The following is a 12,153-nucleotide window of genomic DNA, read 5'->3' as shown; positions in this document are numbered from 1 at the left end:
ATCTCCCCGCCGGGCCCTCGCTCGGGCCGCACGGATGACCGGACAGATGTCAGAAGAACACCGAACGCCGCTGCACCAGCAGCTTGTAGAGCGTGTGCTGGATGGTCTCCCGCACCTCGTCCGCCAGGTCGAAGACCAGCATCGGATCGTCCGCCGCCTCCGCCGGGTACCCGTCGGTGGCGATCGGCTCGCCGAACTGGATCGTCCACTTGGTCGGCAGCGGCACCGCGCCGAGCGGGCCCAGCCACGGGAAGGTCGGCGTGATCGGCACGTACGGCAGGCCCAGCAGCCGGGCCAGCGTCTTGAAGTTGCCGATCATCGGATAGGTCTCCTCGGCCCCGACGATCGAGCACGGCACGATCGGCACCCCCGCCCGCAGCGCCGAGGCGACGAACCCGCCGCGCCCGAACCGCTGGAGCTTGTACCGCTCCGCGAACGGCTTGCCGATGCCCTTGAAGCCCTCCGGCCAGACCCCGACCACCTCGCCGCGCTCCAGCAGCGCCTGGGCGTCCTCGTTGCAGGCCAGCGTGTGGCCGGCCTTGCGGGCCAGCTCGTTGATCCCCGGGAGGACGAACACCAGGTCCGCGGCGAGCATCCGCAGGTGCCGGTTCCGCGGGTGGTGGTCGTGGATGGCCACCTGGGTCATCAGGGCGTCCAGCGGGATCGTCCCGGAGTGGTTGGCGACGATCAGCGCGCCGCCCTCGGCCGGGATGTGCTCGACGCCGCGCACCTCGATCCGGAAGTACTTCTCGGCCAGCGGGCGCAGCAGCGAGAGCAGCACCTCCTCGGTGAGCTCCTGGTCGAAGCCGAACTCGTCCACCTCGTATTCGCCGGTGATCCGGCGGCGCAGGAACGCCAGGCCCTCGGTGGCCCGGCCCTCCCAGCCCTTGCCGAACAGCCGGGTCGCGGCCGGGCCGAGCTGCCCGGACAGTGCCCCGCCGACGGCCTGCGCGAGCCGGTCGGCCAGCCCGGGGCGGTCCGGCGAGGTCCAGCTGGGGGCGGACTCGATCGGGATGACCTTGGCCTCGCCCGGCGGCGCGTTCTCGGCAGCGGCACTCATCGCGGGTTGTCAGCTCCTCGGTCGGCTGGGGCGTTCGGTACGGGGGTGGCCGCCGCGCGGCAGGGCGCCCTCCGGGCCGAGCAGGCCGGCCAGCCGGTCGGTCACGGCGGCGAGGCGCTCGGGCGGCAGCAGGCCGGGGCCCAGGGCGGCGGCGAAGTCGGCGAAGGCCTCCGGGGTGGTGTACGCCGGGCGGTAGCCGAAGGTCTCCCGCAGCCGGGTGGTGTCCACGACCCGGCCGTGGGTGAGCAGCCGCAGCTGCTCGGACGAGAAGTCCACCAGCCGGGTCTGCCGGGCCAGTCCGGCCATCCAGCTGATCGCGGGCAGCAGCAGCGGCACGGTGGGCCGTCCGAGCCGGCGGGCGCACTGGGAGAGCAGCAGGACGCCCTCTCCGGCCACGTTGAAGGTCCCGGTGTTGACGGTGCCCGGCTCGGGCTCGTCGGCGGCCCGGGCGAGCACGGCGACGGCGTCGTCCTCGTGCACGAACTGCAGCCGCGGGTCGTACCCGAGGACGGTCGGCAGCACCGGCAGCGCGAAGTACTCGCTGAGCGGGGTGTCCGCGCCGGGGCCGACGATGTTGGCGAAGCGCAGGACCGTCACCGCGACGTCCGGGCGGCGACGGGCGAAGCCGCGGACGTAGCCCTCGACCTCCGCCGCGTCCTTGGCGAAGCCGCCGCCGGGCGGGTTCTTGGGCTGGATCCGTTCGGTGAAAACGGCCGGATCGCGCGGCGCCGAGCCGTAGACGCCGGTGGTCGACTTCACCACCAGGCGCCGCACCCCGGGCGCCTTCTGGCAGGCGCCGAGCAGCTGCATGGTGCCGATGACGTTGGACTCCTTCACCGACGAGCGGTTGGTGGAGCCCAGCCCGGTGGCGCTGACGCTGAGGTGCACGACGGTGTCCACCCGGTGCTCGGCGATCACCCGGGAGACGGCCGGGCGGCGCAGGTCGAGCTGGTGGAAGCGGTACGGGGCGGCCGGGCCGTCGGGCTCCTCGACCGGGTGCCGGGGCGGCTGCACGTCCACGCCCACGACCAGGTCCACGCCCGGCCGGCGGCGGATCTCGGCGACGAAGCGGGCACCGAGATGCCGTGCCACGCCGGTGACGAGCACCACGACGCCCAAAGCGCACTCCGTTCCGCAGTGTTTCCCTGGCCGGCCATCCCCGCCTGCACCGTACCGCGCCGCCCCGCCGGGCCGTGAAACGACACCGCCCGCCCGGGCTACGAGGGCCCGGGCGGGCGGTGGAAGCGCGCGGCGCGCTGGGCGCGGCCGGGGGCGCTTACTTCTTGTTGCGACGCTGGACGCGCGTGCGCTTCAGAAGCTTGCGGTGCTTCTTCTTGGCCATACGCTTGCGACGCTTCTTGATGACAGAGCCCACGGAACAACCCTCGCTCACTGAGACTCTCGCCCGTGAGAGACGGAGTCCATACGACTGACGGAGGGCCTAGCCTACCGTCCACGACGCCGGGGCCGTAATCGTGCTCCCCGGGACCGGGAAACTCGCGGGAAATCTGCGGCAAACGGGTGCCGGGTCCACAGCCGCGGACCCGGCACCCGCCGCCCGGTGCTACGCGCTCTCGAGCCGCACGTAGGACTCCTTGAGGTACTCGTGCACCGCCTGCTGCGGCACCCGGAAGGACCGTCCGACCCGGATGGCCGGCAGCTCTCCGCTGTGCACCAGGCGGTACACCGTCATCTTCGACACCCGCATGACCGCGGCGACCTCCGCCACGGTCAGGAAGACGACGTCCTGCAGGGGGCGTTCGCCGGAACTCATGACCATCACCCGACCCTTAACCCGTGTGCAAGGCACCGGCTTCCCCTCCGGTGACTCCACCGGCACACGTGTATCCCCAGAGTAGTTATGGGTGGTACCAGTGGGAAGAGGGGGAAGCGCAGTCCTCGTACGGTGGGAGATAGGACTGTTGCAGTACGTAGTCACTCGGCGGTTCGTAGTAAGCGGCGTGCGCACGGCCGCCCAGGTCAGCGCCGCGGGGGTCGGTTTCAGGCCAGCAGGCCGTGGTGGGGGAAGACCTCGCGGCGGCTGGCGAGGATGGCCTGATCCAGCCGGTCGGCGGGATCGTAGCCCGCCTCGAAGTCGCGCCATGACGGCCGCGCGCCGTCGGTCATCCGCAGCGGGGCGGGGCGGCGGGTGCGGCGGAAGACCTCCGCGCGCCAGGACTCGGGGGTCTCAGTGGCCGGATCGACGGGCCGTCCGGCGGCGGTGGCGACCAGATGGGTCCAGGTGCGCGGGACGACGTCCACGACGGCGTAGCCGCCCCCGCCGGTGGCGACCCAGCGGCCGCCCGCGTGCCGGTGGGCCAGCTCGTGCAGTTCCTCGGCGATCAGCCGCTGGGCGTCCACGGTGACGGCGAGGTGGGCGAGCGGGTCCTCCAGGTGGGTGTCCGCGCCGTGCTGGGTGACCAGGACCTGCGGGCGGAAGGCGGCGAGGAGTTGGGGCACCAGGGCGTGGAAGGCGCGCAGCCAGCCCGCGTCACCGGTGCCGGCCGGGAGCGGCAGGTTGGCGGCGCTGCCGGGGGCGTCCGGGCCGCCGGTCTCGGTGGACCAGCCGGTCTGCGGGAAGAGCGTCGCGGGGTGCTCGTGGAGGGAGATCGTGAGGACCCGGGGGTCGTTCCAGAAGGCCTGCTGGACGCCGTCGCCGTGGTGGACGTCCACGTCGACGTAGGCGACCCGCTCGGCGCCGAGTTCGAGCAGGCGGGCGATGGCGAGCGCGGGGTCGTTATAGATGCAGAAGCCGGAGGCCTTGCCGGGCATGGCGTGGTGCAGCCCGCCGGCGAAGTTGACGGCGTGCGGGGTCTCGCCGCGCCAGACGGCCTCGGCGGCGGCCACGGACTGACCGGCGATCAGCGCGGAGGCCGAATGGACGGCCGGGAAGGCCCAGTTGTCGTCGGTGCCGAGCCCGTGCCGGGGGTCGTGCTGCTCGGGGTGGGCGGCGGCGTGCTTGACCGCCTCGACGTACTCGCGGGTGTGCACCAGGTGCAGGGTGGACTCGCCGGCGGGCGGTGCGGCCTTGACGGTCACGCCCGGTCCGGTGGTCAGCCCGAGGTCCTCGACGAGGCGCATGGTGAGGGCCAGCCGGGTCGGGTCCATCGGGTGGCCGGGGCCGAAGTCGTAGGCGGTGACGGCCTCGTCCCAGTAGAGGTGCAGGCCGCAGGGGAGGTCGCGCTCGGCTTCGGGCATGGCCTCCACCGTAGTGGGTGGCGGTGCGCGGGCCGCTCCCGGGCCGGGGCGAGTCTCAGGCCTCGGCGGGCGCCTCGGTCCGGTCGGACGAGGGGGCGTGACCGGTGGCGGCGGCGCGAGCGGTGGCGGCGGCGCGAGCGGGGCGCCGGCCGGCGAGCCGGCAGCCGAGGCAGTCGGGGTGCCCGCGAGATCCGCACGGACGAGGCGTAGCCCGGCGTCGCCCCGCAGACGGGAGTTTGAAGACGGGCCCTGCTGCGGCTAGGCCTCGGCGGGGGCGGCGAGTGCGGGAGCGGGGGCGAAGCGGTCGGCCAGGGGCAGGACGGCGAGCACCAGCAGCATCGGGGCGAGCAGCGCCCAGCGGTACGAGCTGCCGTCCGCGATCGCCCCGACCAGCGGCGAACCGACCAGGAAACCCACGTAGTTGAAGAGGTTGAGCCGGGCCACGGCGGCGTCCGAGTCGGCCGGGAAGAGCCGCCCGCCGGCCGCGAACACCTGCGGGATGATCGCACAGATGCCGAAGCCGAGCAGGGTGAACCCGGCGATGCCCGCCCAGGCGGCGGGTGCGGCGGCGGCCACCGCGAAGCCGAGCGCGGCCAGCCCGGCACCGCCGCGGGCCACCGGGACGGCGCCGAAGCGCTGCACCGCGCGGTCGCCGAGGGCGCGGCCGAACAGCATCGCCACCATGTAGCCGAGGTAGGAGAGCTTGGCGACGTCCTCGGGGCTTCCCAGGCCGTCCGTCAGGTACTTGACGCTGTAGTTGGAGACCGAGGCGTCCGCGATGTACGCGAAGGCCATCGCCAGGCAGAGCGGCAGCAGCGGCCTCCACGGGACGGACCTGGCGGCGGCCTCGGCGGCCTCCCGTACGGCGTCGCCGAGTTCGGCCGGCCCGGCGAAGAGGGTGCCGGTCAGCACGGCGAGCGGGGCGATCACCGCGGCCGCCGTTCCGAACAGCACCGGCAGGCCGACGCCGTCGTGCGAGCCGAGGCCCGCGACGGCCGCGCCGAGGATGCCGCCCAGACTGAACGCGGCATGGAAGCCGATCATGATCGAACGGCCGTAGCGGTGCTGGAGGCCCACCCCGAGCATGTTCATACTGGCGTCCAGCGCACCCACCAGCAGCCCGAACGCCCCGAGGGCCAGGGCGAGTTGCCAGAGGGTGTCACCGAGGCCGACGCCCGCGAGGCTGAGGCAGACGGCCGGCTGGACGACCCGGAGGACGGCCCGCGCGCTGGTCCGTCTCACCAGTTGCTCGGAGGTGATCGAGCCGACGCCGGCGAGGACCGGCACGGCGGCCAGGAAGACCGGCAGCAGCCCGTCGCCGAGCCCGTACCGGTGCTGGATCTCGGGGATGCAGGTGACCAGCAGCGCGAAGGTGGTGCCCTGAAGCATGAAGGCGACGGCGAGCGCGGTCCGGCCCGCGCGCAGTCCGGGCGGGATCACGGGAGTCGCGGCGCTCATACGGACCTCCATGCAGACCTCAATGCGGACCTCCGGAGACGTCTCGCTACCGGCTGGTAGGACGATGTCGGCGAGAGCGTAGGCGGTGCGCCGCGATTGCGGGAGGGGTCGCGCAAGGACTCCTGGCGTCCGGAGCATCAGAGCAGCGCCGGCACCTCGGCGAGATCGGCTATCAGCCCGATGGCCCCGGCGGCGGTCAGCTTCGCGGGGGCGGTGAGCGCGGTGTAGCCGTAGACGTCCATGCCGGCGGCGCGGGCGGCCAGCACGCCGTTGGGGCTGTCCTCCAGCACCAGGCAGCGGGACGGCTCGACGCCGAGGGTGCGGGCGGCGTGCAGGAAGAGGTCGGGCGCGGGCTTGCCGACGCCGACGTCCTGGGCGCTGAATATTCGCTCCTCGGCGAAGTTCCCGCGCAGGCCGGCGACGTCGAGCGCGGTGCGGATCCACGCGTGGTGCGCCGAGGAGGCCAGGCAGTAGGGCACGGAGCGCTGCCGGAGTTCCTTCAGCAGCTGCTCCGCGCCCCGGACGGCGGTGAGTTCGGCGCCGAACGCGTCGAAGACCCGTCCGTGGAACAGCCCGTCGAAGCCCTCGGGCAGCTTCGCGCCGTCGTACCGCTCGGCGATCACGTCGTGGATCCGGTGGGCGGCGCTGCCCATGAAGTCGCGGTAGGAGTCCTCGATCGTCGTCGGGTAGCCGAGCTCCGTCAGGTACTCGGCCAGCACGCGGTTGGAGAGCGGCTCGCTGTCCACGAGGACGCCGTCGTTGTCGAAGATCACCAGGTCGTAGGGCATGCCGCCGAGCGTACCCAGGCGGCTACTTCCCCCCGGAGGCCAGCTCCCGCGAGCGGTCCCGGGCCGCCTCCAGGGCGCCCAGCAGCGCGGCCCGCACGCCGTGGTTCTCCAGCTCGCGGATGGCCGCGATGGTGGTGCCGGCCGGGGACGTGACGGCCTCGCGCAGCTTCACCGGGTGCTCGCCGGAGTCGCGCAGCATCACCGAGGCGCCGATCGCCGACTGGACGATCAGGTCGTGTGCCACCTGTCGGGGCAGGCCGAGCAGGATGCCGGCGTCCGTCATCGCCTCGACCAGGAAGTAGAAGTAGGCCGGGCCCGAGCCGGAGAGCGCGGTGGCCGCGTCCTGCTGGGCCTCGGGCAGCCGCAGCGCCTTGCCGACCGAGCTGAAGATCTCCTCGGCCCGCGCCAGGTGCTCCTCGGTGGCGTGCGAGCCGCCGGAGATGACGCTCATCCCCTCGTCCACCAGGACGGGCGTGTTGGGCATCACCCGGACCACCGGGGTGCCGGCCGCCAGCCGCTGCTCGAACCACGCGGTGGGGATGCCGGCCGCGGCGGAGATCACCAGCCGGCCGGGGCTGACGTGCGGCGCCAGCTCCTCCAGCAGGGCGCCCATGTCCTGCGGCTTGACCGCGAGGATCAGGGTGTCGGCGAGCTTCGCGGCCTCGGCGTTGGAGACGGCCACGACGCCGTAGCGGGCGGCGAGTTCGACGGCGCGCTCGGGGCGGCGGGCTGTCACCAGGACGTCCGCCGGGTCCTTGCCGGCCCGCAGCAGGCCGGAGAGCAGGGCCTCGCCGATCTTGCCGGTGCCCAGGAAGGCGATCTTCTGTCCGTGTGCTGCGCTGCCGCCCATGGCCGCTCCTAACCTCGGTACTGCGGCCATCCTCGCACCGTGCGGCCGCGCCGGGCGGGACCGTCCAGCCCGTGGTCGAGGCCCTAAGGGGAGAACTCGGGGTTCTCCCCTATGGCCTCCAACGTGGGTGCAGGAGCACCGTGGAGCTGTGACTCCTCCTCTCCGCCGACGGAGAGGCTTCTCACTTGGCCCGATTGGAGGCTCATGACGGCCAAGCCGTGACCGCTGCCCGATGACAGGTCACTGATCTACGCCGCTCCGCAGCGTCGATCACGAAAGGAAGAGAGATGACACACGACGAGATGTCCCGACGTGAGAACCGGCAGCTCGCCGCCGCCTCGGCGACGGTCGGCCCGTGGCGGACGGCCGCGGGAGTGGGTGCGGTGGTGGGGGCGACGGCCCTGGGGATCAACGCGATCTCCGGGAACTGGTCGCTGAGCATGCTGGCCGGACCGGCCGGCTGGGGGCTGTTCTTCTTCTTCCTCGTCGGCACGGTGGGCGGGCAGCTGCGCCGCGACACCGGCGACCGGCGGCTGCGGCGCTGGGCCGACGAGCACCCGTGGAAGGCGGCGCTCCCGGCGGCCGGCGGGCTGCTGGTGCTGAACATGCTGGCGCAGATGGTCCTCGGTGACGCGGGCCTGTTCGGCGCGTTCTTCGAGTCGCTCATCCCGGCCGGCGTCCTGCTGGCGATCGCCGGGGTGGTGGGGTCGGTGAAGCAGGCCCGCGGCAAGGGCTGAGCCCCGCTCCGCCCGGTGCGCGAGACGGGCATGCGCGAGCGGGACATGAGCGAGCGGGACATGAGCGAGCGGGACATGAGCGAGCGGGACACATAGGGCGAAAATGCCTACGCCGCGCACGAGTTCGCCACAGGGTGTGGACCCGACGGAGAAACCGTCACACCCCGTCGGCATACTGGCGCGATGCCGATAGCCGAAGATCCAGAACCGCGCCCTGCCGAGGGCCGTGAGCCGGGCGGGTCCGACCCGTCCGAGGCGGGCGGGAAGGACCCGTTCGCAGGCCTCGTCCTGGACGAGGAGTTCGTCAGGAGTGCCGCCGTCAAGGAGCAGTCCGGCCGTACCCGGGTGCTCGCCGCCCGGTGGAAGCACACCCCGCCGGTCGACCCGGGCGGCCGCCGCTCGGTAAACGAGGGCCCCGCGGCGACGAAGCGCCGGTTCGGCCGCAGGCCCAAGCTCCAGGTGGTCGATCCCTGGGGCAACCCGCGCCCGCCCAAGCGCCGCCGACTGGAGTGGCGCACGCCGCTGTTCATCGTCCTGACCATCGCGGTGCTGCTCGCGGCGCTCAACGTCGACGGGCTGCGCAACTGGTACGCGGATCACTACGGCGAGAGCTCCGGCACCGCGCCCTCGGCGGCCACCACCCCGGCACCCACCGTCGCCCCGGAGACGGCCAAGCCGACGGCCGCCCCGCCGTCCGTCGACCCGAAGCAGCCCACGGTCACGCGCCCCTGGGCGGGCTCCCCCGCCGAGACCTGGCCGACCGGCGCCGCGGGCATCGAGATTCCCGCCGCCCAGGCCGTCGGGGTCTTCGACGAGGACCAGGTCACCGCCCAGTTGAAGCTGGTGAAGGACTTCCTGGTGGCCGCGAACCTCGACCCCCAGGTGATCGCCGGCGGCAAGCCCGACGGCGCCCTGGCCATGATGGACCGCGCGGCCCAGGAGAAGCCCTCCCGCGCCCTCGCCAGCCCGGACGCCGAGCACGACCCGACCTCCTGGTTCCCCCGCTTCGACCCCCGGGAGGCGATCCCGGTCGGCGACACGGTGAAGGTCCAGGGCTGGATGAAGTTCGAGAGCGACGGCGACCGCGGGCTGCTGGTGCACACCGACTACACCTTCGTCTACGCGGTCCGCCCCGGCCCGGAGGCCGAGCAGCGCGCGGCGGCCTCACCGACCGCACGGCCGTCTGCTCCGGACGCCCCTTCCGACGGCACGGCGAAGCCGGTGAGCTGGACGCTCAGTCCGGCCGACGACGTCGCGGGCGACACCTGGACGGCCCGCACCATCGTGCGGCGGGCGACCGACTTCCGGTTCTACGACCCCGGCAAGTACCGCGCCAACCCGCAGAAGATCAACATCAGCATGACCAAGAGCAACTTCGGGAACAGCTCCTGCGACACCACGGACGGCTACTTCCACCCGCAGTTCCGGCAGTTCGCCCGTCCGCACCCGGAGGTGACCGGGCCGAAGGTCGACCCGTACGACCACAGCCAGGAGCTGGAGACCGGCCACGGGTGCCACCAGACCAGCAGGTCCTGAGTCAGCGCCCGCGCTTCGCGCCGGGTCGGCGCCCGCGGCCGGCCCGGCGCTGCTCGTACCGGGCGACGGCCCGCTCGTGGGCGGCCCGCCGGACGGCCTCGCCCGGGGCTTCGGTGAGGCTGCGGACGAAGTAGGCGAGCAGCGCGCCGACCCCGCCGATCATCCAGACCGCGCCGAGCGACCTGTCCTCGGCCATCCAGCCGGTCAGCCGGTCCCTGCCCTCGGCGAACAGCTTCCACGTGCGCAGCGCGGCCATCAGCGAGCAGATCGCGACGGCGCCGACCAGCAGCCCGTCGAGGAAGCCGCCCTCGGCGGAGAGCGCGACGCCCTCGACCCCGAGGCGCAGGACGAACGCGGCGGCCGCCGCGGTGAGCAGGGCCCCGGCCGGCACGGCGACCCGGCGCAGCCAGTAGCCGCGGTCGCGGTGCAGCCAGGTGGTGCCGAACCAGCGGATCGGCTCGGGCTCGGGGGCGCCGACGGGCTCGGGGGTGCGGGGCTGCTCGCTCACGGGACCGATTATCACCCGGCCCCACCGACGACGGAGGAGCCGCCCCGCAAGCCGGGACGGCTCCTCCACACGCGACTCAGCCGAGCTTGGTGACGTCGCGGACGGCGCCCTTGTCGGCGGAGGTGGCCATCGCGGCGTAGGCGCGCAGCGCCTGGCTGACCTGGCGGTCGCGGTTCTTCGGCCGGTAGCCGCCCGCGGCCTCCAGCGCGCGGCGGCGCTCGTCCAGCACCTCGGCGGGGACCTCCAGGGAGATCCTCCGGCCGGGGATGTCGATGGCGATGGTGTCGCCGTCCTCGACCAGGGCGATGGTGCCGCCGGAGGCGGCCTCCGGGGAGGCGTGGCCGATGGACAGGCCCGAGGTGCCGCCGGAGAAGCGGCCGTCGGTGACCAGGGCGCAGGCCTTGCCGAGGCCGCGGCCCTTGAGGAAGGAGGTCGGGTAGAGCATCTCCTGCATGCCGGGGCCGCCCTTGGGGCCCTCGTAGCGGATGACGACGACGTCGCCCTCCTTGACCCGCTTGGCGAGGATCGCCTCGACGGCGTCCTCCTGGGACTCGACGACGACGGCCGGGCCGCTGAACGTCCAGATCGACTCGTCGACGCCGGCGGTCTTCACGATGCAGCCGTCCTCGGCGAGGTTGCCGTACAGCACGGCGAGGCCGCCCTCGACGGAGTAGGCGTGCTCGACGCTGCGGATGCAGCCCTTGGCGGCGTCGGTGTCCAGCGACTCCCAGCGCTCGGACTGCGAGAAGGCCTCCGCGGAGCGGACGCAGCCGGGGGCGGCGTGCCACAGGTCGACGGCCTCGGCGGAGGGCGAACCGCCGCGCACGTCCCAGGTCTTGAGCCACTCGGCGAGCGAGTCGGCGTGGACGGTGTGGACGTCCTCGTTGAGCAGGCCGGCCCGGTACAGCTCGCCGAGGATGGCGGGGATGCCGCCGGCCCGGTGCACGTCCTCCATGTAGTACGAGCCGTTGGGCGCGACCTTGGAGAGGCAGGGCACCTTGCGGGAGACGGCGTCGATGGCCCGCATGTCGAAGTCCAGCTCGGCCTCCTGGGCGGCGGCGAGCAGGTGCAGGATGGTGTTGGTCGAGCCGCCCATGGCGATGTCGAGGGCCATGGCGTTCTCGAACGCGGCGCGGGTGGCGATCGAGCGGGGCAGCACGGAGGCGTCGTCCCCGCCGTAGTAGCGGCCCGTGATCTCGACGACGGTCCGCCCGGCCTTCTCGTACAGGGCCCTGCGGGCGGTGTGCGTGGCGAGCACCGAACCGTTGCCGGGCAGCGAGAGGCCGATCGCCTCGGAGAGGCAGTTCATCGAGTTGGCGGTGAACATGCCGGAGCACGAGCCGCAGGTGGGGCAGGCGTTCTCCTCGATGATCGCGATGTCCTCGTCGGAGACGTTCTCGTTGACCGCCTGGGAGATCGCGTCGACCAGGTCGAGCTTGCGCACGGTGCCGTCGACCAGGGTGGCCTTGCCGGCCTCCATCGGGCCGCCGGAGACGAAGACGGTCGGGATGTTGAGGCGCAGCGCGGCCATCAGCATGCCCGGGGTGATCTTGTCGCAGTTGGAGATGCAGATCAGCGCGTCGGCGCAGTGCGCGTTGACCATGTACTCGACCGAGTCGGCGATCAGGTCGCGCGAGGGCAGCGAGTAGAGCATGCCGCCGTGGCCCATCGCGATGCCGTCGTCGACGGCGATGGTGTTGAACTCGCGCGGGATGCCGCCGGCCTGCTTGATCGCCTCGGAGACGATCCGGCCCACCGGCTGGAGGTGGGTGTGGCCGGGGACGAACTCGGTGAAGGAGTTGGCGACCGCGATGATCGGCTTTCCGAAGTCCTCGCGGGCTACGCCGGCGGCCCGGAGAAGCGCCCGGGCGCCTGCCATGTTGCGACCGTGGGTGACCGTACGGGACCTCAGCTCGGGCACTGTGCTCCACTCCTTCGGGGCTGGCGCGCGGTCCCGCGGGTGGGAGGGTGCGGGCGCCGCTGTGGCTACCGAGCCTACGCCCGCCGTCCGGGCCGCG

12 protein-coding genes are annotated in these 12,153 nt (G+C 73.1%); 2 read left to right on the top strand and 10 right to left on the bottom strand.

All coding sequences use genetic code 11. From position 1 onward, the window contains the following. Positions 1-49 precede the first annotated feature (49 nt). The 8 genes from F7Q99_RS15130 to proC all read right to left on the bottom strand — a co-directional run bounded on the left by F7Q99_RS15130 (position 50) and on the right by proC (position 7,354). Positions 50-1,060, bottom strand: a complete 1,011-nt coding sequence (locus F7Q99_RS15130; RefSeq protein ID WP_230210224.1) for a lysophospholipid acyltransferase family protein — start codon at positions 1,058-1,060, stop codon at positions 50-52. A 9-nt stretch (positions 1,061-1,069) separates the two neighbouring features. After that, positions 1,070-2,179, bottom strand: a complete 1,110-nt coding sequence (locus F7Q99_RS15125) for an NAD-dependent epimerase/dehydratase family protein (RefSeq protein ID WP_153461909.1) — start codon at positions 2,177-2,179, stop codon at positions 1,070-1,072. Positions 2,180-2,336: 157 nt separating this feature from the next. Beyond that, positions 2,337-2,435, bottom strand: a complete 99-nt coding sequence (locus F7Q99_RS15120) for a 30S ribosomal protein bS22 (protein ID WP_003948845.1) — start codon at positions 2,433-2,435, stop codon at positions 2,337-2,339. A gap of 189 nt (positions 2,436-2,624) precedes the next feature. Continuing rightward, complete coding sequence (locus F7Q99_RS15115; protein ID WP_045937940.1) at positions 2,625-2,834, bottom strand: helix-turn-helix domain-containing protein; 210 nt, start codon at positions 2,832-2,834, stop codon at positions 2,625-2,627. A 227-nt stretch (positions 2,835-3,061) separates the two neighbouring features. After that, the gene (locus F7Q99_RS15110) at positions 3,062-4,258 is read right to left on the bottom strand and encodes an acetoin utilization protein AcuC (protein WP_153461907.1); all 1,197 of its coding nucleotides are present in this window, start codon (positions 4,256-4,258) and stop codon (positions 3,062-3,064) included. 258 nt (positions 4,259-4,516) lie between these two features. Continuing rightward, a complete protein-coding gene (locus F7Q99_RS15105) occupies positions 4,517-5,716 on the bottom strand; it encodes an MFS transporter (RefSeq protein ID WP_230210223.1) in 1,200 nt (399 codons plus the stop codon). A 137-nt stretch (positions 5,717-5,853) separates the two neighbouring features. Then, positions 5,854-6,504: an HAD family hydrolase gene (locus F7Q99_RS15100; RefSeq protein WP_153461905.1), complete on the bottom strand. Its 651-nt coding sequence runs from the start codon at positions 6,502-6,504 to the stop codon at positions 5,854-5,856. Between the two features lie 22 nt (positions 6,505-6,526). Beyond that, positions 6,527-7,354, bottom strand: coding sequence for a pyrroline-5-carboxylate reductase (gene proC / locus F7Q99_RS15095; RefSeq protein ID WP_153461903.1), 828 nt, complete (start codon positions 7,352-7,354; stop codon positions 6,527-6,529). Between the two features lie 287 nt (positions 7,355-7,641). Between proC and F7Q99_RS15090 the strand changes: the two genes are divergently transcribed. Together F7Q99_RS15090 and F7Q99_RS15085 are read left to right on the top strand one after the other, a co-directional pair. Further along, entirely contained in the window at positions 7,642-8,091 is a 450-nt protein-coding gene (locus F7Q99_RS15090) for a hypothetical protein (protein WP_153461901.1), read from the top strand. A 183-nt stretch (positions 8,092-8,274) separates the two neighbouring features. Next, on the top strand, positions 8,275-9,627 hold the full coding sequence (locus F7Q99_RS15085) for an SCO2583/SCO2584 N-terminal domain-containing protein (protein WP_153461899.1): 1,353 nt from the start codon (positions 8,275-8,277) through the stop codon (positions 9,625-9,627). Between the two features lies 1 nt (position 9,628). On the opposite strand, the gene F7Q99_RS15080 is transcribed toward F7Q99_RS15085, so the two are convergent. Together F7Q99_RS15080 and ilvD are read right to left on the bottom strand one after the other, a co-directional pair. Then, entirely contained in the window at positions 9,629-10,135 is a 507-nt protein-coding gene (locus F7Q99_RS15080; protein ID WP_195911070.1) for a hypothetical protein, read from the bottom strand. A 76-nt stretch (positions 10,136-10,211) separates the two neighbouring features. Then, positions 10,212-12,056, bottom strand: coding sequence for a dihydroxy-acid dehydratase (gene ilvD / locus F7Q99_RS15075; protein ID WP_326846680.1), 1,845 nt, complete (start codon positions 12,054-12,056; stop codon positions 10,212-10,214). Positions 12,057-12,153 lie beyond the last annotated feature (97 nt).

It is taken from the genome of Streptomyces kaniharaensis, from assembly GCF_009569385.1.
Classification (GTDB): Bacteria; Actinomycetota; Actinomycetes; order Streptomycetales; family Streptomycetaceae; genus Kitasatospora; species Kitasatospora kaniharaensis.
This window is presented reverse-complemented; position numbering and strand designations above follow the sequence as displayed.